At 41.5% G+C, this 24,178-nt stretch carries 16 protein-coding genes and 5 tRNA genes; 11 read left to right on the forward strand and 10 right to left on the reverse strand.

Translation table 11 applies throughout. The annotated features are described in order from the left end of the window. Window positions 1–28: 28 nt before the first annotated feature. The 7 genes from ACE01R_RS15540 to ACE01R_RS15570 all read right to left on the reverse strand — a co-directional run bounded on the left by ACE01R_RS15540 (window position 29) and on the right by ACE01R_RS15570 (window position 9,500). Window positions 29–118 (reverse strand) — tRNA-Ser (locus ACE01R_RS15540). Between the two features lie 97 nt (window positions 119–215). Next, on the reverse strand, window positions 216–2,249 hold the full coding sequence (locus ACE01R_RS15545; RefSeq protein WP_395552429.1) for an FAD-dependent oxidoreductase: 2,034 nt from the start codon (window positions 2,247–2,249) through the stop codon (window positions 216–218). 198 nt (window positions 2,250–2,447) lie between these two features. Then, window positions 2,448–4,145, reverse strand: a complete 1,698-nt coding sequence (dld, locus tag ACE01R_RS15550) for a D-lactate dehydrogenase (protein ID WP_395552430.1) — start codon at window positions 4,143–4,145, stop codon at window positions 2,448–2,450. A 443-nt stretch (window positions 4,146–4,588) separates the two neighbouring features. Next, a complete protein-coding gene (gene lldD, locus ACE01R_RS15555; protein ID WP_395552431.1) occupies window positions 4,589–5,743 on the reverse strand; it encodes an FMN-dependent L-lactate dehydrogenase LldD in 1,155 nt (384 codons plus the stop codon). Between the two features lie 2 nt (window positions 5,744–5,745). Next, window positions 5,746–6,489 carry a transcriptional regulator LldR gene (lldR, locus tag ACE01R_RS15560; RefSeq protein ID WP_395552460.1) on the reverse strand — a complete coding sequence of 248 codons (744 nt, stop codon included), beginning with the start codon at window positions 6,487–6,489 and terminating at the stop codon, window positions 5,746–5,748. A 32-nt stretch (window positions 6,490–6,521) separates the two neighbouring features. Then, window positions 6,522–8,192 (reverse strand): L-lactate permease, encoded by a 1,671-nt coding sequence (gene lldP, locus ACE01R_RS15565; RefSeq protein WP_395552432.1) that lies wholly within the window; start codon window positions 8,190–8,192, stop codon window positions 6,522–6,524. 432 nt (window positions 8,193–8,624) lie between these two features. Beyond that, complete coding sequence (locus tag ACE01R_RS15570; protein ID WP_395552461.1) at window positions 8,625–9,500, reverse strand: metal-dependent hydrolase; 876 nt, start codon at window positions 9,498–9,500, stop codon at window positions 8,625–8,627. A gap of 107 nt (window positions 9,501–9,607) precedes the next feature. On the opposite strand from ACE01R_RS15570, the gene ACE01R_RS15575 reads away from it, so the two are divergent. After that, the gene (locus tag ACE01R_RS15575; protein WP_395552433.1) at window positions 9,608–10,627 is read left to right on the forward strand and encodes an AraC family transcriptional regulator ligand-binding domain-containing protein; all 1,020 of its coding nucleotides are present in this window, start codon (window positions 9,608–9,610) and stop codon (window positions 10,625–10,627) included. Window positions 10,628–10,695: 68 nt separating this feature from the next. Here ACE01R_RS15575 and ACE01R_RS15580 read toward each other — a convergent pair whose 3' ends face one another. Continuing rightward, window positions 10,696–11,226 carry a hypothetical protein gene (locus tag ACE01R_RS15580; RefSeq protein ID WP_395552434.1) on the reverse strand — a complete coding sequence of 177 codons (531 nt, stop codon included), beginning with the start codon at window positions 11,224–11,226 and terminating at the stop codon, window positions 10,696–10,698. Between the two features lie 265 nt (window positions 11,227–11,491). Here ACE01R_RS15580 and argG point away from each other — a divergent pair, with 265 nt between their 5' ends. Then, on the forward strand, window positions 11,492–12,835 hold the full coding sequence (gene argG, locus ACE01R_RS15585; protein WP_395552435.1) for an argininosuccinate synthase: 1,344 nt from the start codon (window positions 11,492–11,494) through the stop codon (window positions 12,833–12,835). A gap of 56 nt (window positions 12,836–12,891) precedes the next feature. Here argG and ACE01R_RS15590 read toward each other — a convergent pair whose 3' ends face one another. After that, complete coding sequence (locus ACE01R_RS15590) at window positions 12,892–14,169, reverse strand: GGDEF domain-containing protein (RefSeq protein WP_395552436.1); 1,278 nt, start codon at window positions 14,167–14,169, stop codon at window positions 12,892–12,894. Between the two features lie 151 nt (window positions 14,170–14,320). On the opposite strand from ACE01R_RS15590, the gene pyrC reads away from it, so the two are divergent. The 9 genes from pyrC (at window position 14,321) to ACE01R_RS15635 (ending at window position 22,358) form a co-directional block, all read left to right on the forward strand. After that, the gene (pyrC, locus tag ACE01R_RS15595) at window positions 14,321–15,355 is read left to right on the forward strand and encodes a dihydroorotase (RefSeq protein WP_395552437.1); all 1,035 of its coding nucleotides are present in this window, start codon (window positions 14,321–14,323) and stop codon (window positions 15,353–15,355) included. Beyond that, window positions 15,340–15,999, forward strand: a complete 660-nt coding sequence (rnt, locus tag ACE01R_RS15600) for a ribonuclease T (RefSeq protein WP_395552438.1) — start codon at window positions 15,340–15,342, stop codon at window positions 15,997–15,999. The genes pyrC and rnt overlap by 16 nt, the downstream gene beginning before the upstream one ends. A 20-nt stretch (window positions 16,000–16,019) precedes the next feature. Next, a tRNA-Glu gene (locus ACE01R_RS15605) sits at window positions 16,020–16,095 on the forward strand. A gap of 205 nt (window positions 16,096–16,300) precedes the next feature. Beyond that, complete coding sequence (locus tag ACE01R_RS15610) at window positions 16,301–18,802, forward strand: hypothetical protein (protein ID WP_395552439.1); 2,502 nt, start codon at window positions 16,301–16,303, stop codon at window positions 18,800–18,802. Window positions 18,803–19,488: 686 nt separating this feature from the next. Further along, window positions 19,489–19,564 (forward strand) — tRNA-Glu (locus ACE01R_RS15615). Between the two features lie 110 nt (window positions 19,565–19,674). Then, window positions 19,675–21,093: an amino acid permease gene (locus ACE01R_RS15620; protein ID WP_395552440.1), complete on the forward strand. Its 1,419-nt coding sequence runs from the start codon at window positions 19,675–19,677 to the stop codon at window positions 21,091–21,093. Between the two features lie 82 nt (window positions 21,094–21,175). Continuing rightward, entirely contained in the window at window positions 21,176–22,084 is a 909-nt protein-coding gene (locus ACE01R_RS15625; RefSeq protein ID WP_395552441.1) for a hypothetical protein, read from the forward strand. A gap of 112 nt (window positions 22,085–22,196) precedes the next feature. Then, a tRNA-Glu gene (locus ACE01R_RS15630) sits at window positions 22,197–22,272 on the forward strand. Between the two features lie 10 nt (window positions 22,273–22,282). Further along, window positions 22,283–22,358, forward strand: a tRNA-Glu gene (locus tag ACE01R_RS15635). Between the two features lie 505 nt (window positions 22,359–22,863). Here the strand turns inward: ACE01R_RS15635 and ACE01R_RS15640 are convergent. After that, window positions 22,864–24,108, reverse strand: a complete 1,245-nt coding sequence (locus ACE01R_RS15640; RefSeq protein WP_395552442.1) for an NADH:flavin oxidoreductase/NADH oxidase family protein — start codon at window positions 24,106–24,108, stop codon at window positions 22,864–22,866. Window positions 24,109–24,178 lie beyond the last annotated feature (70 nt).

Here is a 24,178-nt window from a genome sequence, read left to right on the forward strand (position 1 = left end):
CCCCTGTTTTCACAGGGGCTTTTGAATTTGGCGGAAGCGGTGAGATTCGAACTCACGGAGGACTCGCACCCTCGTCGGTTTTCAAGACCGGTGCATTAAACCGCTCTGCCACGCTTCCATGTGCGCCATAATACGGATCTTTTTAAAAACTGACAAGTAAAAATTACAACTAAACTATTCAAATGAATATTGTTTCACCAAATCAACTCAAAAAATCATAATTTGGCTGCCAATTCAGCACCCTCGCGGATTGCACGCTTTGCATCAAGCTCTGCCGCCAGTTTGGCACCACCAATAATATGGTAATTTGCCAAAGTAAATTCATCTTGATTCGGCATAATGTCTTTGACTGACTCCTGTCCTGCGCACACTACCACTGTATCTACACGTAACAGTTGATCGTGACCATTGGTTTCAATCCATAAGCCTTCATCAGTAATAGATTTATATTGCACTCCACGTAGCATTTTCACGGCATGCTTTTTCAATTGTGCACGATGTACCCAACCTGTGGTTTTGCCTAATCCAATCCCCAGCGGCGTGGTTTTACGTTGCAATAAATAGATCTCACGTACCGGATGGGCCACTTCAGCCGCCTGCATGCCACCTTCAGACACATAATTCGGATTTGGGTCAATGCCCCACTCCCGTTGCCAGTCTGCCAACGGTTGCGGCTGAGGCTGATGTTCAGGCTTCAATAAAAACTCGGACACATCAAAACCAATCCCGCCAGCACCAATCACGGCAACTCTGTGACCTACTGCTGCTCCGCGTAATACTTCTGCATAAGACAACACTTGCGGTGCCTCACTGCCTTCAATTTTTAAACTACGAGGCACTACACCTGTTGCAACCACAACTTCATCGAAGCCTTCACGCTCCAGTTGTTCACGGTTGACTCTGGTATTTAAACGCAGTTCCACCCCGGTTTTTTCAATTTGAACTTTAAAATAACGGATGGTTTCATGGAATTCTTCTTTACCCGGTACCACTTTGGCCAGATTGAACTGCCCACCCACTTCATGACTGGCTTCAAATAAAGTGACTTTATGGCCACGACTTGCAGCCACTGTTGCAGCAGACATGCCTGCCACACCTCCACCAATAACAGCGATTTTTTTCGGTGCTTTGGTTTTCACATACACAAGTTCAGTTTCATATGCAGCACGGGGATTGACCAGACAAGTTGCACGTTTATTTTTAAAAGTGTGGTCCAAGCAAGCCTGATTACAGGCAATACAGGTATTAATTTCATCAACACGATTGGTGGCAGTCTTGCTGACCCAGAAGGCATCCGCCAATAATGGTCGCGCCATTTGCACCATATCTGCCTTTCCAGCAGCCAAAATGGCTTCGGCAGTTTCAGGCATGTTAATACGGTTAGAGGCAATCACAGGAATAGCCACATGCTTTTTCACTTCCGCTGTATAGTCAGCAAATGCAGCACGTGGTACAGAAGTGACAATGGTCGGAATTCGGGCTTCATGCCAGCCAATCCCGGTATTCAGCAAAGTGACTCCGGCTTGTTCAAGAGCCTGTGCCACCGTAATCACTTCCTGCATGGTATTGCCGTCATGTACCAGATCCAGCATCGACAAACGGAAACAGATAATAAAGTTTTCGCCAATTTTTTTACGGATGGCTTTGACAATGTCTACGGCAAAACGCATGCGGTTTTCAATGTCACCACCCCAGCGGTCAGTACGCTGATTGACATGACGACTTAAAAACTGATTCAGCAAATAGCCTTCAGAACCCATAATTTCCACACCATCATAGCCGGCTTTTTTCGCAATGCTGGCCGTATGCACATAATCGTGGATAGTTTCGAGAATCTGCTTTTCACTCATTTGACGTGGTTTAAACGGCGAAATTGGCGATTTAATTGGACTGGCAGACACCACAAAAGGCTGATAGCCATAACGGCCAGAATGAAGAATCTGCATCAAAATTTTTGCGCCATGCTTATGCACGGCATGCGTCACCAAACGATGGGGTGCTACATCACCCAAAGTGTTCATGGTACCACCCGCAGGAAGCAACCAGCCCTGACGGTTCGGTGAAATCCCACCAGTGATAATCAGCCCTACGCCACCTTTTGCCCGCTCGCCAAAATATGCGGCCAGTTTAGGATAATTATAAAAACGGTCTTCCAGACCTGTATGCATGGAACCCATCACGACACGGTTTTTAATGGTCGTAAATCCCAAATGTAGCGGTTTTAAAATATTTGCATAGCTAGTTGTCATGATGGATCCTTAATATATTGGCTTTGCAACTTGTTGCATATTACTTTACCTATTTTTAATTTTTTGTTTATGACTTCTTTTAAACATTGTCTGACGAAACAGTCAATTTCTCATAAAAAAAAGCACAGTTGTTAGACTGCGCCTGAGACAGAACTACTTCATATTTTTTATTTTAATTCAGCTTTTTAATTTAGTTTCCTAATTCCAGTATTTTAATTTTGAGGTATAACCAATCCCCACATTAAAACTGTTGGTTGGATCGAGCTTTTGATAATGATTTTTTAAAGCCGGTTTGGCGACATATAAATGTCCGACATTATGTTCAGCGGGATATTCTGCGCCACGTTGATCTAACAAATTCCACATTTGATGTTCTATCGCCAAAGGATCAACGCCTTTTTTGACAATATAGTCTTGATGGAACACATGACATAAAAAATGGCCATAATAAAGTTTATGAATAATCAGCTCATCCATTTCCTTGGGTAAAGTCTCTACCCATTCACGGTCATTACGACGTAAGGCAATATCCAGAGCCACAATATCTTCCACTTCTGAACGATGAGTATCGCGATAACGAATGGCAGCTCCAGCTACAGCAAAGCGATGCAAAAAGGCTTTACGTCCTTCTTCTTCACTACACAGGAAATAATTACCTGTGATATTTTCAGCAAAATATTGTTTTAAAAATTTCCCAACCTGCTCCACATCCTGATTTTCTATACGCAAAACCAGATGATGCTCATACAGATCACGAAACTCATTCATGCGTTTCGGTAAATGTGAGGGTAAAAATTTGGTCACCAGTTGCAGGACTTTATCTGACAATCCTTTCATGCCAAATTTTTCTAAATAACCATCCACCTTGTCTTTCATGGCAAAGGCAGCCGGGACTTTAGCCGTTCCAAATTTTTCAATAAACATGAAGGTATCTTTGCCGTATTCCGCACCAATGTCGTAAGCCACACGATGAATATATTCACCTGCAATCGGTAAGCGTGGTAAATCGGTCAATAAAAAACGGCGAATTGCGGTTAAATCTTGCTGGGTGTTGGTGCCGACATAAAATACTTGGCTTGGAATTTTTTCAAAGGTATCCAGACGGACTGCAAATACACACACCTTGCCTGCCGAACCGGATGCTTCAAACAAACGGGATGGATCGGCATTAAAACGTGCCGGGGTATTTTCATCGACCTGCGTAACATCATGCGCATAGTGCTGATCTGAAGCACAGCAACCTGGATTATTTTCAATATCGGCAATCTGATAGTTTTGGTTTTGCAGTCTGGTTAAAATATCTTCTGGGTTTGAACCTAAATTCACGCCTAAGTGATTCACCAGTTCCAGTTGTCCTGCTTCATTTACTCGGGCATACAGCGCCAGTTCTGTATAGGCCGGACCCCGGCGAACCAGTGCACCGCCTGAGTTATTACAAACCCCACCCAAAACTGAAGCACCTATACAGGAGGAACCAATCACCGAATGCGGCTCACGATTGAAAGGTGCCAGTTCTTTTTCCAGTTTGTCCAGTGTAGCACCGGGTAAACAAATGACCTGTTTACCTTCATTAATCACTTGAATACCGGCTAAACGGCGTGTACTGATCAAAATCACGGGTCGATCATAATCATCGCCAAACGGTGTTGATCCACCTGTGAGTCCGGTATTGGCTGCCTGCAGAATCACAATACAGTCTGCATCCACCGCAGCTTGCAAGACTTGCCACTGCTCCAGCAATGACCCGGGAGCAACCACAGCCAAAACCTGCCCCGAACCATAGCGTCGACCTTGGCGATATAAACGGGTGTCATTGTCATCAGTCAGGACATGCTGCCTGCCCACGATGTTTATCATTTTTTGGATTGTTTGTTGTGAATTTGATTGCGTGAACATATTTCTAATCCTTTTCTAAAGTCATTTTTGAGCTACTCGCCGCTCTTTTAATACGCTTTAGAAATATCATCATAACTAACATTTGATACACGAAAACGTCATCCGTTGCTGTTTGAGGCAGACTGAAATAGGACCTCAATGTTTCTGCGAGAGATTAATTCGTTTTGTTATTTGACGAGTTCAACGGATGACAAATGCCTTTGGTTACTTTGGGCAAAACCAAAGTAACAGCTGAGCTCCCAATATCTGCTTTTTCACGATAAGACTCCGTCTAAACTCATCTTGCTTCAATTTATTATCTATATGCTTAACAGAGACTGGGAGAAAAAATTACGAAGCTATTTTCTAGAATTTATTAATTTATAAATTCTAGAAATCTCCCCTAACCCCTCTTTAATAAAGAGGGGGAACTCCTTCTTTTCAAAGAAAAGTTTAGGTAATCATCACTCAGCCAACTCTCTATCTAGCTTCACCAAACAATCCGAAGTAATATCGGCAATGGTTTTGGCACCGGTCAGCGTCATTGCCACGCGCATTTCTCTATCAATCAATTCAAGTAGATTGGAAACACCTTCACCACCGGCAGCGCCCAGTGCATAGACAAAGGCACGACCCAACATACAGGTATCCGCACCTAAGGCCAGCATACGCACCACATCCAGACCATTACGGATACCCGAATCGGCTAGAATTTTGATGTCGCCTTTAACCGCATCGGCAATCGGTGGAAGCGCACGTGCAGAAGACAATACGCCATCCAGCTGACGACCACCATGGTTGGAAACCACAATACCATCGGCACCGAAACGTACTGCATCCTTGGCATCTTCAGGGTCTAAAATGCCTTTGATCACCATTGGACCATCCCAGAACTCACGAATCCACTCCAGATCTTTCCATGAAATGGACGGATCAAAGTTATTGCCCAACCAGCCAATGTAATCTTCAAGACCTGTAGGCTTACCCAAATATTTTGAAATATTACCCAGGTCATGTGGACGACCCATCATGCCAACATTCCATGCCCAATGCGGATGGAAACAGGATTGCATATAACGGCGCATTGCTGCATTTGGCCCGCTCATACCCGAGTGTGCATCACGGTAACGCGCACCAGGTACCGGCATATCTACCGTAAACACCAAGGTTGAACAGCCAGCAGCTTTGGCACGTTCCAAGGCATTTTTCATAAAGCCGCGGTCACGTAGCACATACAGCTGGAACCACATTGGACGCTGAATCGCTGGCGCCACTTCTTCAATCGGACAGACTGAAACCGTAGACAAGGTAAATGGAATCCCTTTTTTATCTGCTGCCACTGCCGCCTGAACTTCCCCACGACGTGCATACATCCCTGTTAAGCCCACTGGCGACAGCGCTACTGGCATCGATAGGGTTTCATCAAACAGTTTGGTTTCCAGGCTTAACTGCGACATGTCATTCAGTACACGTTGTCTCAACGCAATTTTTGATAAATCTTCCACATTACGCTTCAGTGTATATTCCGCGTACGCACCACCATCAATGTAATGAAATAAAAACGGTGGCAAGCGGCGTCTAGCGGCTTCACGATAATCATTCGCAGAAGAAATAATCATGCTTATATCCTGTTTAATCTACTGGCACGCTGGCGACGAGCTTCTTCTTCATCAATCAAACGTACCTGTTGTACTACAAACTCAATGTGTCCACAGACTGCACTGCGTGCAGCATCAGGATCACGGCGTTCAATTGCATCCATCACCTGAAAGTGCTGATCATGCAATTGATCAAAACGGTGCGATTCGCTATAAACTTTGCGCCGGCCCAAAACCACATTGTATTTCAACAGGTCAAACAGGCTGCGCATCATCTGTATTAGCACTAAATTATGTGAGGCTTCGGCAATGGCTAAATGGAATTCGGCATCCGCTTTTGCCGACTGCTCATCATCCCCAATGGCTTGATAATGAGCAATCTGATCATAGCAACGGCGTATATTTTCCAGGTCTGCTGCTGTGGCGCGCTGCGCGGCATACCAGGCGGTACCACCCTCTAAAACGCTGCGCGCTTCCTGCACATCAAAACGGTAAGCAGGGTCTTGATCAATCAAGTTGCTTAAAGGTTCTACAATTTGATGATTGGTCCAGGCACCTGGCAGCAACTGCAAAAAGGTTCCCGAGCCAGCCTTGCTGAGCAACATGCCCATACTGACCAAATGTTGAATCGCTTCACGCAAAGATGAACGCGATACCCCGAGCTGTTCACATAATTTACGTTCTGCAGGCAAACGGTCTCCAACCTGCATATTGCTCTGTTCAATCAACATGCGGAGCTGCTGTACGGCTTGGTCGGAAACTTTCATCTGCATTTCTCTACTCTTGCATCAATTCCGGTTTATGGAATCATCCATGGGAACACATAGGCTTGTAAGGTAATGATAATACCAATCATCACGGTAAAGGAGATACTGTGTTTCACGGTAAAGCGGAACAAATCAGATTCTTTACCGACCAGACCTACGGCAGCACAGGCAATTGCAATCGATTGAGGTGAAATCATTTTCCCGGTTACACCACCACTAGTATTGGCCGCAACCAGCAATACTTCTGGCACGCCAATCTGTTGTGCCGTGGTGGCCTGAAGTGCCGAGAACAGTGCATTGGCAGATGTGTCTGAACCGGTCAGGAACACGCCTATCCAGCCCAAAAATGGCGAGAAGAAAGTAAATGCCTGCCCTGTATGTGCCAGTGCTAAAGCCAGCGTGGCCGACATGCCTGAATAATTAGCAATAAAGGCAAAGGCCAGTACCATACCAATCGAATAAATAGGAACTTTCAATTCATTGATGGTTTCGCCAAAAGTGATGACTGCTGCTTTTGGCTTCATTTTCAGGAAAATGATGGTGATGATGGCGGCAATGAAAATGGCTGTACCGGTAGCAGAAATCCAGTCAAATTTATAGATGGCATCATAGTCCTTAATTTCAGGAACCACTGGTGGCATCTTTTGGATCAGCTGATGCAAATACGGCACCTTGATGGAAATAACCAGATCATGCAGCGCACCATCCTTAGCAAATAAATCCTTAAAGGGCTTGATACTCCAGATGGTGACCATCACCGTTAAAATGGCAAACGGCGACCATGCTTTGGCAATCTGGCCAATGGTATAAGTCTTGTTAGCATCTGCTACTGTGTTCGCATCAAGTGCTGTATCCATATCACTAAAACGGAAGATATGTTTTGGCTGCCAGAATTTGAGCAAAACAGTTAAAGAAACAAGTGATGCAATTGCAGCGGTAATATCTGGCAGTTCAGGACCAACAAAGTTAGATGTTAAATATTGAGCAAGTGCAAATGATCCACCACCCACAATCACCGCTGGCCATGTTTCTTTCACACCACGCCAGCCATCCATAATCGCCATAATCCAGAATAATACGACTGGAACCATAAACGGTAACTGACGTCCTACCATCTGGCTGATTTCCATGGTATCTACCCCAGAAACCTGCCCGGCTACAATAATTGGAATCCCCATCGCACCAAAGGCAACAGGAGCGGTATTCACAATCAGGCACAAACCCGCTGCATACAAGGGTTTAAAACCTAAGCCCACCAGTAATGCGGCAGTAATGGCTACCGGAGCACCAAAACCTGCTGCACCTTCAAGAAAGGTACCAAAAGCAAACCCCACCAGCAACATCTGTAAACGCTGATCTTCGGTAATGGACAGAATGGACGAGCGGATAATATCAAACTGTCCGGTTTTGACAGAAATTTTATATAGAAATACGGCACCGATAATGATCCAGGCAATTGGCCACAGGCCATAGAAAAAACCATAAACCATCGATGCAAAAGCCATCATGGCTGGCATTTGATAGGAAAATAGTGAAACCAGAAGCGCAAGGATCACGGTAATTGTTCCCGCTACACTGCCTTTCATACGGAATACCGCAAGCGCTAAAAAGAAAAAAATAATGGGGATCAGGGCGATCAAACTGGAAAGCCAGATATTGCCCATAGGATCGTAAATCTGTTGCCATTGTTGAAGCATTGTCATCTCCTTGAAATGCTCACTGGTCTGCTAGAAATGATTTGAATTGCCTTGTATTAATCAATATTGGTATGACCAATATAGAATTAATTAAAAAAATAATTCACATTATGGCGATTATGGTAATTTTTGTTTAATTAAAGATCAATAATGGCCTATTAAAATAATTATTGGTATGACCAATTTAACAAATAATTTCGAGTAAAAGATCAACTTTTTTAAATCACCCAACTGAGTACAGTTTCAATAAATTGCTTGTTTTTATTTATATTTTTTCTTTTGTATACAAAATTAAAACCCAAGACTACAACTTTAGTCGTATATTACTGTGCATAGCGGTAATTTTAGCCACATAACTTACAAATACAGCAAAACATAAAAGCCATATTGGTCTGATCACCCTATATGGCTTTTTAAATTTATCCTGTCATCCCACACTTATTCCCTACCCGCTTCCCAAAATGCCTGTCCAGCCTGAATCGGATCATGGGTTTCGGCCAGCACATTCACCCAAACATCATATTGAGCAATTATTGGGTGCTGACTAGGGTGAAAATCTTTTTTGAGCCATGCAAACAATTGTTTCTTATTTTTCCCTAAACCTTGTTTACTCAGAAGCCAAGGCACTCCTTGAGCAAACATTTTAATACGTGCTGAAATGGAATAACCCTCGTGGCGTAAAAGTGCTTCAGTTCTGACTAAGCTAAAACCCATCATGTGCATAATAGCAAATGGAAATACCATTTTACGCATCCACTCAGGAACGTCACCCACTTGCATCATCACATCATACACAACGTCCCTATGCTCCATTTCCTCAATAGAGTGCCATGCCAATAAAGCACGTACATAAGGGTCAGCATGGGCAAATGTTCTTTTTTCGCCAAAAAAACTCTCTGCCATTAATGCTGTTAAATGTTCGAATGCAGCCGTAAAAGTTACATTTAAGCGTGATGATAGATTATTCGACATCCAATCAAATATCAGCTTACCTTCTTTCGCAATTTGATGTGCAGGTAACCCTTTCGCTTCTAGAACCTGATTCATCTTGGTATGTGCTATGCCATGTTGTGCCTCCTGACGGATAAAGTCAGCCACATGTAACTTTAGTTTTTCATCCTGAATTTGATCTCTATATTGACGGACACTTTCAATAAAATAGCGCTCACCATCTGGAAATAAGATACTCACTGCATCAAAAAAGCGCGATTTAAAAGGATCATTATCAAACCAATCTTTTTTCATATTTTCCAAATGAAAATCGAGATTGCTACGTACAACTGGATCGACATTAAAATGTATTTTAGCGTTCATCATCTTATTCTCATTGTTCATCATGATGCTATTTTGAATAAAATATAGCTTTACTTCTCGACCATAAAAGCCATATTTTATACTTGAGATGCCAAAAATGATAAAAAATGAGCGAAATTCTAATATCCCATGCCTATTTTCAAATTCTGTATCGTTATATGGTGCAGCACAAATTACTTGACTTGCTGACAGCTACCGAATCAACACATCTTGCAGAACTAGCAGAAAGCAATATTCTTGAGAAAAAACCACTTAGCCAGTTCAATGATTTTCTAAACATCCTAAAACGATCTCAAGTTTCATCGCAGCTTTACTTTGATATTGCTCAAAATTGTGAACTAAAACATTATGGACTGGTGGGCTATATTTCTTCCCATGCCAAGACCTTTCTGGAGGCAGCTCAATACATTGAAAAATATGGCACTTTAATTATTGATCATACTGGCGGTGAGAATATTCATCTGGAGCAGAAAGCATTTGAAAGTGCCGTAACCTGGCCATTTTGGAACAGTGACAGTATTGCCTTAAATGAAATCAATCTGTTTGCCATTCATTTGATTATTCAGCAGTTATTTACACAGCAAAACTTAAAATGCCAACGTATCGAAATTGCACATTCAGCAACCATGCCGATGCACATTTATGAACATATCTTTCAATGCCCGGTCATCATGAATGCTTCACGCTATGCTTTTGTCTATGCAAATCATCAGCTAGATACCCCGCTGCCTCAACCTGACGAGATCCTGATTTCACTGCTCAGCCAGCAAGCAGAGCAATGGTTACAGCATAATGATTCCATCAAAAATACGTTAACTGCCCAACTGGAATATATCATTCAACAGCATCTGGACATGGGACAAGCACTGCCTGAACTTGAAACCTTTGCGCAAAGCTTTCACATGTCCAAACGTAATTTGCAACGTAAACTCAAACAACAAGGGATTATTTACCGACAGTTGATTGAACAGATCAAAATGAAATATTGCCTGAGCTTACTGAAGCAGAACCAGCTGTCTTATACCGACATCGCTTTACAGCTCGGCTATGCAGATCAATCTTCTCTGGGCCGTGCTTTTAAAAAAAATTATGGTTATTCGCTGTCCCTGTTTCAGCATCAAACGTAGCTAGAATGATCATTTAAGCAGTGCTTGTCCCATCGGATCAATATCCTCATAATGGTTGAGATTATGATTCAATGCTGTCTCCGTTTCGGCTGAGTATGAAACTTTCCCAAATAAATATCCAAATCGCTCTGCCAATATTGATCCAGAGTATATTTCGCTATCAGGATAATCGGTAACAGGATCATTCCCCACGTCCCCTCGCCATAACAAAATAACAGCAACAATAAAAAATAGCGGACCTGCTTTCTCACCTGTTCAGTCCCGGTACTGACCTTTAAAGAAAGACGATGTGAAAAAAATAGCAGCGATCCTAAAAGACTAGCAAAAAACAACACCGTAAAGGGATTTTGCATGATCTCCTGTCTTGTAAAAATAAAAAGTAAAATAAACAAAGTGATATGAAGGATTTGCGTTAATCGAAGATAGTAAGCAAGTTTGGGGTTATAACCTGTAAATTGCGAGGCAGCGAAGTATTTTTTAACTCCTTGAATGATAATAATTAAATCATTGATTAACTGATTTATTTTTCCCAGTATTGTTTTTAATATTTGCATCAATGTTTTTTTTATGAATGATACCACTTTATTTTTAATCCCCATATTTGTTTACCGTGCGCTTTTTTTGTTTAAATCATTATCGCTATCTCTTTTATCACATCTTTATCACAAATGACTGGTCGAGAACTTCTCCATTCAATCAAAATCTTTGCGTATAACAATATGTTGAATCTATCAATTTCAAATTTTCAACGAGATTTTCTTTTGTAAAACCATTAGAAATAAAATAGTGCTACAATTGAAGAAATGTGTATTTTCTTGGGCCACCAAATTTCTCGGTGCCTATTTCATATCGTTAGGATTAACAATGACTGATAATGCAACTATCTTGCAGAATGTCCCTGTAGGCAAAAAAGTTGGTATTGCCTTTTCTGGTGGTCTAGATACTTCAGCTGCTCTTTTGTGGATGAAACAAAAAGGCGCAGAACCTTATGCTTATACAGCTAACTTAGGTCAGCCTGATGAAGACGACTACGATGCGATTCCTCGTAAAGCGGAAGCGTATGGCGCAGTTAAAGCTCGCTTAGTTGATTGTCGTTTACAGCTTGCATTAGAAGGTATTGCTGCTATTCAATGTGGCGCTTTCCACATCAGCACTGGTGGTGTTCCTTACTTCAACACTACGCCATTGGGCCGTGCAGTAACGGGTACCATGCTTGTTACGGCAATGAAAGAAGATGACGTCAACATTTGGGGTGATGGTTCAACTTATAAAGGTAACGACATTGAACGTTTCTACCGTTATGGTTTGTTGACCAATCCTGCGCTTAAAATCTACAAGCCTTGGTTAGACCAAACCTTTATTGATGAGCTTGGTGGTCGTGCGGAAATGTCACAGTTCCTGATCGACAACGGTTTTGACTATAAAATGTCAAAAGAAAAAGCCTACTCAACTGATTCAAACATGTTGGGTGCCACTCACGAAGCGAAAGATCTTGAATACCTGAATGCCGGTATCAAAATCGTTGATCCAATTATGGGCGTTGCTTTCTGGAAAGATGACGTTGAAATCAAACCTGAAGAAGTATCGATTACTTTCGAAGAAGGCTTCCCTGTTGCAATTAACGGTCAACGCATTGAAAATCCAGTGGAATTCATTCTTGAAGCCAACAGTATCGGTGGTCGTCATGGTCTAGGTATGTCTGACCAGATCGAAAACCGTATCATCGAAGCAAAATCACGCGGTATCTATGAAGCACCAGGTATGGCTCTTCTTCATATCGCTTACGAACGTCTAGTAACAGGTATTCATAACGAAGATACTATCGAACAATACCGTATCAACGGTCTGCGTTTAGGTCGTTTGTTGTACCAAGGCCGTTGGTTCGATTCTCAAGCGCTTATGCTTCGTGAAACTGCACAACGCTGGGTAGCTAAAGCAATCACAGGTACTGTGACTTTAGAACTTCGTCGTGGTAACGATTACACCATCATGAACACTGAATCTCCTAACCTCACTTATGAAGCTGAGCGTTTGACTATGGAGAAAGGTGATTCTATGTTTAGTCCTGCTGACCGTATTGGTCAATTGACTATGCGTAACCTTGACATCACTGATACTCGCGCAAAATTGGGTATCTATACAGGTGCAGGCTTACTTGCAGTTGGTACAGGTTCAGCAGTTCCTCAATTAAAAGACAAAAACAAATAAGTTTGTTTTTGATATAAAAAAACCGCTCCAAAGAGCGGTTTTTTTATATGACCTGTTTATGATTTTATTAATTCACTTTCAGGGATATAAGAACGAAGAGATTGATAATAAATCTGGTTACGGCCTAAATTCTTGGCACGATATAAAGCCTGATCAGCAATTTCCAATAATTCTTCTTTACTCAGCTCGGCTTCACCATGATAAACGGTAATTCCCAAACTAATGGTAATAAAATCGGATATTGAAGATTTTTCGTGAGGAATTTCTAAACGCTCGATGCTCTTAAATATATTTGACGCTACAGCATAAGCACCATGTGCATCCGTTTCAGGCAATAATACGACAAACTCCTCTCCGCCATAGCGTGCTACAAAGTCCATATGCCGAATGGCATTTTTAATAGATTTGGCAATAGACGAAATCACATCATCGCCTTTCTGGTGTCCATAAAAATCGTTATAGTTTTTAAAAAAATCAATATCAATAAATAGAATCGCCAATGCACAGTGTTCTTGACGGGTTTGTTCATAAAATACTTCCATCATTTCATCGAAAGTACGACGGTTTGAAATTTTGGTCAGGCCATCATGCTGACTTAAATGCAACAACTCTGAATTATGAATACGATGCATTTTTTCGCTAATTTTGGCACGCATGGAATATAAATAAATCATCCGTTCACGTGCAAAAATCATCTGGCTAATCACATAAGCAAAGATACAGCTGCCAAAAAGAATACGCCCCAACACCATGACATTAAAATCAACTTTAAGCGTAAAAAACAAAATGGTGGTGACAAAAGCAGCTGATAAACCAGCAATGAGCATATGAAACGGCTTTACCCCGGTAATCAGAGAACTCACAATGTAAATCATGCAGAGGATGGCCAAGCCTTGTTGCCGCAAGGCAATCGTGTCTACCGTCAAGGTTAACCAGGATGTGGAAACAATGGCCCAGAACATAATGGCCATGGAAGCCTGGGCAAAATATGGACGCAGCTTAGGAAAATGAGAAAAAGCAAATAATACCAACAGGCATAGAGCACCATTGGCCAAACCTAGACTACAGTTCAGAAAATCATGCTTGAAGTACTGTTTGTCGATCACCCAGTAATCGCTGGGTAAAATCACCAGAATAAAAATGAAATAAGATAAAACACCGCCCCACAAATATTTCTCTACATGCTTACGAGCACGTTCCAAGTTTTTCGACCAAAATTCCTGTTCCATTTTTTTGGGAAAAACCTGCCCTACGCGTTGACTTTGCCGCGTAATCAGCTCTTCTATCTTTTCTTTATCATATTGTAATTTCGCTAGATTATACTTGGATTCCATTGCCCAGCATTTCTTTCTTCTTTTAGTTACTAAAAATAACATATTTTTCTTATTTAGAATTAAATATATATAACCATTTGTCTGTAATTCTCGTTACCATTTTCACACTTTATGGATTATCATCTGTTTTATTTCTTCGATTGAAATGGCCTTGAATACTCTTACTCTTCTCCAGCCAGACGATTGGCATGCTCACTTACGTGACGGTTTATCTTTAAAACGCACAGTTCCAGATCTTGCCAAGCAGTTTGCACGTGCCATCTGTATGCCAAATACGGTCCCTCCGATTAAAACAGTTGAAGAAGCAGTGGCTTATCGTGAACGCATTATGGCGCATGTGCCTGAGGGTGTCGCATTTGATCCGCGTATGGTACTTTATTTTACTGACCATACCCAACCGAGCGAAGTCAAAAAAATCAAAGAATCTGAACATGTCAATGCCATCAAGCTGTATCCAGCCGGTGCAACCACAAATTCAGACAATGGCGTCAGCGATATTCGTAAAGTCTATGCTGTGATTGAACAGCTTGAAGAACATCAGGTTCCATTACTGCTGCATGGTGAAGTCACGCATAACCATGTGGATATTTTTGATCGTGAAAAACGCTTTTTAGATGAAGTCCTTTCACCTTTATTAAAACAGTTTCCAAAGCTTAAACTGGTGCTAGAACATATCACCACCAGTGAAGCTGCACATTTTGTCCTTGAACAAGACCGTAATGTAGCTGCGACAATTACCCCACAGCATTTATTGTTTAACCGTAACGATATGCTGGTGGGTGGTATCAAACCGCATTTCTATTGTTTACCGATTTTAAAACGTCAAACCCATCAGCAAACCTTGCTTGAAGTTGCGACCAGTTCTAATCCCAAGTTTTTCTTGGGAACAGACAGTGCTCCGCATTCAAAAAATGCCAAAGAAAATGCCTGTGGCTGTGCCGGTTGCTATAGCGCACCTACCGCAATTGAATTATATGCTCAAGCTTTTGATCAGGCAGGCCGACTTGATCGCCTGGAAGGTTTTGCCAGCCACTTTGGTGCTGACTTCTATGGCCTGCCACGCAATACCAATACCATTACTCTGGTCAAAGAAGAGCAAGTTATTCCGGAAAGTTTAGACTATTTGGATGGTGAACAGATTATCCCACTGTATGCGGGTAAGACCATCCAATGGAGAAAAGTGTGACAGATGAAACCCAACCAGTGATTGGTCAGCGTTTCCGTGGATTTTTACCTGTTGTTGTCGATGTCGAGACAGCAGGTTTTAACTCACAGACCGATGCCTTACTGGAAATTGCAGCAATCCCGATTATTTATAATGAAGAAGGTCAATTTGTACCTGGTGAAGCGCACCATGCACATATTAATCCTTTTGAAGGGGCAAATTTAGACCGTCGTTCCTTGGATTTTATTGGTATAGACCCTTCCAACCCAATGCGTATTGCCATGGCGGAAGATGAAAAAAGTGCATTAAAACGTATTTTCAAATCGGTCAATGAAGTACGTCGCCAGCAAAACTGCACCCATGCCGTTTTAGTCGGTCATAATGCACATTTTGATTTGGGCTTTGTACAAGCTGCGATTGCGCGTACAGGCACTAAAAATCAAAATCCGTTTCACAGTTTTTCGGTATTTGACACGGTGACTTTAAGTGCCGTGATGTTTGGTCAAACCGTACTGGCAAAATCCTGTATTCAGGCTGGAATTGAGTTCGATGGTAAGGAAGCACACTCTGCTTTATACGACACTCAAAAGACTGCAGAACTGTTTTGCTATATTTTGAACAAACTCGCACCCCATCTACTTGACACCTTGGTGGCGGATCAATAAGATACCGCCATCTTCTAAACGACCCTATCGTCTAGAGGCCTAGGACATCGCCCTTTCACGGCGGTAACCGGGGTTCGAATCCCCGTAGGGTCGCCATCTATTATTTCTCTTCGCTTTAATCCAATTTCTTAAAAGCATTCTATTCTTTAGATTTCGCTATATTGCTAAATATCCATATCTATCCTATTGATTATTTTAGTTTCTATTAAAATATTTTATTGAAAATAATTCTCATTTCTATTGCTTAATTCAACATTTATAATGATAATCACTCTCATTTTCATTTACATAATCACTAGCTATGCGATTTAATCACTCTCCTCTTAGCTTTGCCGTACTAACTGTGCTGAGTACTCCTGTTTTTGCAGAAACGAATAAGCAAAATACACCTGAGGCTCAAGTTAAATTAGAAACGATTGTACTAGAGGCAGAACAAGCTAATGATGTCGGTCAAACTACCTATCATGCTGACCAATTAAAACAAATGCCAAATGGTAAAAAATCCATTACTGAATTTTTACGCCTCAATAGTAACGTTCAATTTCAACGTGATTCGCTTAATGCAGGCACTCAAGCTTCTTTAGCACCTGAAGAAATTTCAATTAATGGCGCACCCTTTTTTTCCAATAAGTTCGTTGTTAATGGTGTCAACACCAGCAACACCTTTGACCCAATTGGGGCCAGTGCAGACACCAACTTCACCAGCTTTCCAAATAGCTCACAAACTGCAAATATCAGCACCGACTTATTATGTGAATTAACAGTCTTAGACAGTAATGTCAGTGCTGAACATGGTGATTTCCAAGGTGGGGTAATTTCCGCAAAAATCTGTGCACCTAAAACCGAAGTAGGCAAGATGCATGGTTCTGTGAGTTACGACTATACAACCGATGCATGGTCACGCTTTAATTATATCGACGCAAAAGAAGAAGCTGCTTTTGAAGATAGCCAAGATTCTAAACATCATCGTGAATATACCACTCAAGGTTTAAGCACCAATCTGTATGGCCGCCTTTCAGAACAATGGGGACTCAATTTTACTGCTGCACAACGAAATTCACGCATTCCCGTGCTCAGTGGCTTTGCTGAAGATAAAATAAAAACTGAAGAAAACAATGACAGTATAGGTTTAACCACATATTCTAATTTGAATGAGGATCATAAATATCAATTTGGCTATGACTACTTTTCTTATGACAAAGATGGTTATACCAAGAACCTGATCAATTCAAATTTCAATACCCAAACTGCAACACATACAGCGTTTATCAATGCCATAGATCGCGTTAAAAATGTCACGATTGAACAAAACTTAAATTATCGTACGACTGAATCAGAAAGAAAGATGAAACAGAACTACACTGTTTTATGGGACTATTCCGAAGGTTCCAAAGATTGGAGAGAAAGCCAGACACTGAGCGAAGGTGGCACAGGGGGTACTTTAATCAATGCCCAAGAAAACCTGAGCTATGATATTAAAGCCCTGTTTAATCCCATCCATTTTTTAAATACAACCCATCAATTCAAGGTCGGTGCTGAATATAAACATAATGAAGGCTCTTGGATTCGGCCTGAAGCAACCACCACCTATACAACACGCCAAAATCTCAAGGGTAAAATTTGTGCATTAGGTGATATTTTATGTGATGAGGCTTCACTAAAATACAAGAAATGGCAAGGTCAATTTACCAATTATGGTGCTTATTATGGTGCTGGTGAGTACACAGCTCGTCAGGATCAAGGGGCTGTATTTCTCGAAGATCTTATTCAATGGAATAATTGGTCTGCACGCTTAGGTCTACGGGGAGATTACGAATCTTTAGCGGATAATTTTAATCTTGCACCCCGTTTCAACCTACAGTACACCCCTTTTGGCAATGAGGCACTCAAGCTGACTTCTGGTTATAACCGTTACTATGGTTCAACCTATTTAATTACCGAACTGGATGAAAAAGCTTACATCAACAATGGCAAGTTAAACCGAGGTACACAATATTCGGATAATTGGTCAGCCGATAACAACTATGGCTGGGTATTAACCAACAATCCAGGCACTGGTGGAACCAAGGCCACAGATTTAGACACACCCTATAGCGATGAAAAATTACTGGCTTTAAATAGCAAACTAAACAACTTTGATATTGAACTTAAATGGGTGAATCGTGCCTTCCACGATCAGGTACGCCAGCAAAAAGCACAAGAGGGTGAACCACGTACCTTCATTAATGCAAATGGTGGAAAATCTGATACCTATTCTTTCAATGTAACTACCCTTCATCCTTACACTTTATTAAATCTAGATCATGCCTTTGGCTTAGGTATCAGTTATATAGACAATAAAACGTTCCGTGGCAACTTCAGAATGACTGATGACAACTCTGCTGGCTATAACACTACGGTTATTATTGAGGGTAAAGAAATTCTCAAAAGCAATCTACCTACCAATGATCAACCCATTACTGCGCGTTTAAGCTGGAATATCGAAAGTTTAGATAAAAATTTTAAAATTTATAACTTCCTGAACTATCGTTCAGGTTCAAGCAATTATGTCAGCAAAGGTGAAAAAATAACCACACAAAATGGTAACGAAGTAAATGTGATGGAAAAAGAAGATTTTGCTAGCCGCTTTACTTGGGATTCACGTGTTGCTTATGATTGGCAAGTTAGCAATCGTCACACCCTCACAACGGGTCTTACCATTAGCAATCTGCTAAACAAACAAAATGTTTCGGTTACAGATAGTGGAGCTCCATATTCTGAAGAAGGCCGTCGCTTTGTTGCTGACATCACCTTTAAATTCTAATTCAAGTAAGTTCTCATCCAAGTTATTTAAAGTTTAACTCCTGAGCACTTCGGTGCTCTTTTTTTATGGCCATTTGCATGCTAAGTTCACTCTATTGAAATCAATGACCCTGAAATCATGTTGAAAAAAATTTTTCTTGTTTTAATCATCCTCCTTCCCTCTGCTTTATATTTATATATTGTCAGTAAAGATGAAGCTCCAGCCAAAGATTCATCGATCACTCCAGCACAAGAGCAGCCTCAGAAATATCAGACACCAGACCACTAATTTGTGGTCTTTTTTATTGAATGTCTTTAAAAGCCCTTCTACATCTTCGAAAATTTTATTTATTTTAAAATTCACATAACAAATACTTAAAAATAATAATTTCAACCTGTTTTTATCTTATGCAACCTCCCACTCAACCTTGGTAGCATTCATCTACTGAGAAGCGTAAGCCATCGCAAAAAGAGTGATGACCACACATTATCTCATTATGTTGTCCCTAGGCGGCACATTGGTACTGATTGTATCACGCTAAAAATTAATACCGTTTTAGAGCTACAGATCAAGTGCAGTTTAAAAACTGCGCTTTTTAATTTTAGATTTGTCATTTTTTATGCAGTTAATTCAATATTTTAAAAATAACACAATTACAGGTTTGACAGCCCTCTTAAAAATCCATAATATACGCATCACCTCCTTACGACCCTATCGTCTAGAGGCCTAGGACATCGCCCTTTCACGGCGGTAACCGGGGTTCGAATCCCCGTAGGGTCGCCATATATCGTGCTATACGATCATTCAAGCTCCAATACTTATCATTATTACATTGCAGATTTGTAGTTTTTCACTACAATAGCTCGCTTCATTTCTTTTTTCATTTTTCTCTTATGCAGTCATCTCATACTCCGAATGATGCTTCGCATCAGGGCAATTCTGCGCCTTTAAAACGCGCTATGAGTACTCGACATCTGGTCATGATTTCGCTTGGTGGCGCAATCGGAACAGGTTTATTTTTAGGTTCGGGTGAAGTCATTGCACAAACGGGGCCTGTAGGTGCCATCATCTCCTATGTATTAGGCGGTTTAATTGCCTATGCAGTCATGCTTTGCCTGGGTGAGCTTGCGGTACACATGCCCGAATCGGGTTCTTTTGGTACCTATGCACGCAGTTACATTGGTCCAGGTACCGGCTATATGGTTACCTGGTTATACTGGCTAACCTGGACTGCCACCCTTGGAACCGAATTTACTGCCGCAGCCCTGCTGATGCAGGAATGGTTCCCGCAAATTTCGGTCTGGATTTGGACCATCTTTTTTGCAGCGATTGTTTTTGGACTCAATATGAGTTCAACAAAGTTATTTGCAGAGTCTGAATTTTGGCTATCCCTGGTCAAAGTTGTAACCGTGATCAGCTTTATTATTCTAGGCTTATTGGCAATCTTTGGTGTGCTTTCATTCCAAGATCACACTTCTGCACCTTTATTTAGCAACCTGACCGCTCAAGGCTGGTTCCCTCAAGGTTTGTTCCCTATTTTTGCAACCATGCTGATTGTGAACTTCGCCTTCTCTGGTACCGAACTGATTGGTGTTGCTGCCGGTGAAACCAAAGATCCAGCCAAGAATGTCCCTAAAGCGATTAATGCCGCAATCTGGCGACTGCTGATTTTCTTTGTTGGTACCATTGTGGTGATTAGTGCGCTGTTACCGCATCAGATGGCAGGCTTGGGGGCTGAAGGCGTGAGTAGCAGCCCATTCGTGACGGTATTTACCTATATTGGTATTCCACATGCGGAAGATATTATTCGCTTTGTGATTATCACCGCGCTGTTATCTGCAGCCAACTCGGGTTTATATGCCGCCTCACGTATGATGTGGTCCTTATCTGACAAAAAACAGTTACCTGCTGTGTTCTCTAAAGTGAACCACCGTGGTATTCCTTTTGTAGCGATTATGGTCACCATGCTGGGTGCCTTGCCTGGTTTACTGTCAGAACAGTTTGCACCTGAAACCATCTTCAAGAACCTGTTGGGTATAGCGGCATTTACCATGGTTGTTGTCTGGATGAGCATTTGCTTAAGCCAGTTCAATTTCCGTCGTCAGTGGTATAAGGCAGGTCATAGCGCCAAAGAATTGGGCTTTGCAGCACCCTTGTTCCCCATCGTACCGATTCTAGGTTTTGTGTTCTGTTTTATTACCTGTATTAGTATGGCAGCAGATCCGGAAATGCTACCGGGCTTTATTGGTTGCTTAATCTTTATTGCGGGTTGTTATCTCAGTTATTTTGTGTTCTATCACAAGCAAAACTAACACATAAAAGGAGTGGTCAAGTACCGCTCTTTTTTTTAAGCTAAAACAAGAGAATCACCCTCTATAAAAGATCTGACCATGTATGAAAATCATTTTTATTCACGGCATGAATCAACAAAATTATGATGAAAAATCATTAAAACATCTTTGGCTCAATACTTTTCAAGCCGGTTTAAATAATGCGCAACTGAATATAAATATTCACTCTCTAGAGATCCGTATTCCTTTTTATGGCGATTTGCTCAGCAAACATCATTTATATAACAGTCTCGATTTAAATACCTTATTGCCCAAATCCCTGTCAAATTTACATCTGCCCTTTCATTTAAGGCATAACAGCACAATTGTTCCAGAACAACATCCCTGTGTGAGTAGATTACCGTGTTTTAATCCGGAGCATGTAGCATCCCTAACCCAGCGATTAGCCCTCATTACTGCACTGACCAGAGATCATGCGTTTAAAGAACTGGCTCTATTCCTGAATCATTATCCCAAGCTACATGAAACATTTATCCATAAATTCTTGATTGAAACCTATTTATATTTATCTAATCCGGATTTCATGCATGAAGTACATCACCGGATCATGTCTTACCTTCATCCCGAATTAGATCATATTATTGTTGCGCATTCCTTGGGTTCGGTGATTACTTATAACCTGCTGCACCAATTTTCCAATTTCAGAATTCAGCGCTTTATTACCCTAGGTTCTCCGCTGGCTTTTAAAGTCATACAGGAAAAACTCAATTTGCCCATTTCCCGACCGCCACAGCTGCAAGGTGACTGGTTTAATTTTTATTCACCCGATGATTTTTTAACAGCATTTCCGCTATCCGAAGCCCCCTTCAACTTTGAACCACCGATTATTAATCAGGCCATTACCACCTTCTTGCAAAACCCGCACAGTATTACCGGCTACTTACAGCATCCAGCCGTGATTAAAAGCATCATTGATGGCTTAAATCTCAAAAAAATCGCCATTTACAGGTAGTTCCCCTATATTTGTTTTATTTTTATTCAGTTGAATCTATTTTTAAAAATTATCCCGGAAAAAGGTTTGACAGGGTGTCTGATCCACCCTATTATACGCCCACCTCTGAAACGTCCCTATCGTCTAGAGGCCTAGGACATCGCCCTTTCACGGCGGTAACCGGGGTTCGAATCCCCGTAGGGACGCCAATTCTTAGATGACCCTATCGTCTAGAGGCCTAGGACATCGCCCTTTCACGGCGGTAACCGGGGTTCGAATCCCCGTAGGGTCGCCATATTCGAGATAGAAAAATCTCACTGAAAAGCCTGATCATTTTGAATCAGGCTTTTTTGTTTTTAACAGCATTAAATCTACAATAGCTTTCTATTTTTAATTTTTGAATCTAAAGAAAAATAATGCATTCTCAAAATATCTAGGGTCTGTTGACAATTCGTCTATGTTTGCGACGACGAGTATTTTTAGAGGATACTAGGCGTGAACTACAAAATTTAGTCATTCTAAATGCGTAGTTCATAACGACGTAGCGTCAAAAAATACTCTAGTCCCGAAGGGTTGTGGCTAAAATTATCTCAAACTGCGTCATGAAATTTAAAAATGGAACCACCATTCTTTGCATTTCATTCCTTGTTTGCTCAATTTTAGCCTACAACGCAAGCCATTTATGAAATGTCAACAGACCCTACTATAAAAAGCAGACCCGCCTTTCAACCCATATAAGAGAAAGGACAATGGTCTGTTTGGTAGTTTCAATTTTACGGGTCTAAAGCATGCTCATCCCGTTAAGCACTACGACGTGAATTGATCTGACCTTTAATGATTGCGGTGATATTGCCTTTGGCATATTTAAAGAAAACTTTCAGTGGTGACAGTTTCGGATTTGGACGTTTGCCTTGGGCAATATCTTTAAACTGTGCGGCATACCAGATGATTTCCATAATTGCCATCTTGTCGACCATGGGAATGCCGGTTTTGATTTTATCTACCGCATAACGTACATCCTGTCCCGCAATCAGACGATCAGTCAAATCAGTTTCCACTGCCAATGGACGGGCAATACCAATAAAATCACAGGCACCACTGTCCAGTGCCGCATTCATGCCTTCAACAGTACGGAAGCCACCAGTCACCATTAAATGACATTTCACTTCTTTACGAATTTTCTCGGCAAAGTCGAGGAAATAGGCTTCGCGGGCAATACTGCTGGCTTTACGTTTCTCTGCCTTGGCGCCGGCCATTGCGGGTGCTTCATAAGTTCCACCTGAAATTTCAATCAGGTCGATACCAGCTGCATCAATCGCCTTAAATACGGCAACTACTTCTTCTTCAGTAATGCCACCGCGCTGGAAATCAGCCGAATTGAGTTTTACTGAAATGATAAATTGATCTGAAGTCACTGCACGAACTGCTTTATAAATTTCAAGCAAAAAGCGCATGCGATTTTCAATTGAACCACCCCATTGATCCTGACGTTTATTGGTCAATGGCGATAAAAACTGGCTGATCAGATAACCATGTGCCCCATGCAGCTGCACACCTTCAAAACCGGCTTTCTCACAAATTTGGGCAGAAGTTGCAAAACGCTGAATAATATCGAGGATTTCATTTTCACGTAATTCACGCGGAGTACCAAACGTGGTGGCCAGCATTGGAGAAAAAGGTACAGCCGAAGGTGCAACGGTTTCTTTGTTTAAACCTTTGGGACACTGCCGTCCTGGATGGGACAATTGGATCAGTTGCACCATGCCATGGCGTTTACCAACCTCTGCCCATTGTTTCAACTGAGCAAGATCACATTCTGATTCAATGACGACCACTCCCGGTTCATTTTTGGCGCGGAAGTCCACCATCACATTACCGGTAATGGCACAACCCAGACCACCTTTGGCCCAGGCTTCATAGAGATTAAAATGTAACTGGCTCGGCTGACCCGCATCATTTGCCAAGGCTTCACTCATTGCACCCTTGATAATGCGATTTTTAAAAGTGATATTTCGAATCGTGGTTGCTTCAGCCAGATGACTCATATCTCAATCCTGATTTGTTTCTATTTATATAGAGCTAAGACTCTAAACTGATTATATCATCCGTCAATGG

This window comes from Acinetobacter sp. BSP-28 (genome assembly GCF_044130285.1).
Classification (GTDB): domain Bacteria; phylum Pseudomonadota; class Gammaproteobacteria; order Pseudomonadales; family Moraxellaceae; genus Acinetobacter.

Coding starts and splice junctions, on each gene's coding strand:
- lldP (WP_395552432.1), bottom strand. CDS start 8,192: ATGACAATGCTTCAACAATGGCAACAGATTTACGATCCTATGGGCAAT.
- ACE01R_RS15625 (WP_395552441.1), top strand. CDS start 21,176: ATGAAAATCATTTTTATTCACGGCATGAATCAACAAAATTATGATGAA.
- rnt (WP_395552438.1), top strand. CDS start 15,340: ATGGAGAAAAGTGTGACAGATGAAACCCAACCAGTGATTGGTCAGCGT.
- ACE01R_RS15570 (WP_395552461.1), bottom strand. CDS start 9,500: ATGAACGCTAAAATACATTTTAATGTCGATCCAGTTGTACGTAGCAAT.
- ACE01R_RS15620 (WP_395552440.1), top strand. CDS start 19,675: ATGCAGTCATCTCATACTCCGAATGATGCTTCGCATCAGGGCAATTCT.
- lldD (WP_395552431.1), bottom strand. CDS start 5,743: ATGATTATTTCTTCTGCGAATGATTATCGTGAAGCCGCTAGACGCCGC.
- ACE01R_RS15590 (WP_395552436.1), bottom strand. CDS start 14,169: ATGGAATCCAAGTATAATCTAGCGAAATTACAATATGATAAAGAAAAG.
- dld (WP_395552430.1), bottom strand. CDS start 4,145: ATGTTCACGCAATCAAATTCACAACAAACAATCCAAAAAATGATAAAC.
- argG (WP_395552435.1), top strand. CDS start 11,492: ATGACTGATAATGCAACTATCTTGCAGAATGTCCCTGTAGGCAAAAAA.
- ACE01R_RS15575 (WP_395552433.1), top strand. CDS start 9,608: ATGAGCGAAATTCTAATATCCCATGCCTATTTTCAAATTCTGTATCGT.
- ACE01R_RS15580 (WP_395552434.1), bottom strand. CDS start 11,226: ATGGGGATTAAAAATAAAGTGGTATCATTCATAAAAAAAACATTGATG.
- ACE01R_RS15610 (WP_395552439.1), top strand. CDS start 16,301: ATGCGATTTAATCACTCTCCTCTTAGCTTTGCCGTACTAACTGTGCTG.
- lldR (WP_395552460.1), bottom strand. CDS start 6,489: ATGAAAGTTTCCGACCAAGCCGTACAGCAGCTCCGCATGTTGATTGAA.
- ACE01R_RS15640 (WP_395552442.1), bottom strand. CDS start 24,108: ATGAGTCATCTGGCTGAAGCAACCACGATTCGAAATATCACTTTTAAA.
- ACE01R_RS15545 (WP_395552429.1), bottom strand. CDS start 2,249: ATGACAACTAGCTATGCAAATATTTTAAAACCGCTACATTTGGGATTT.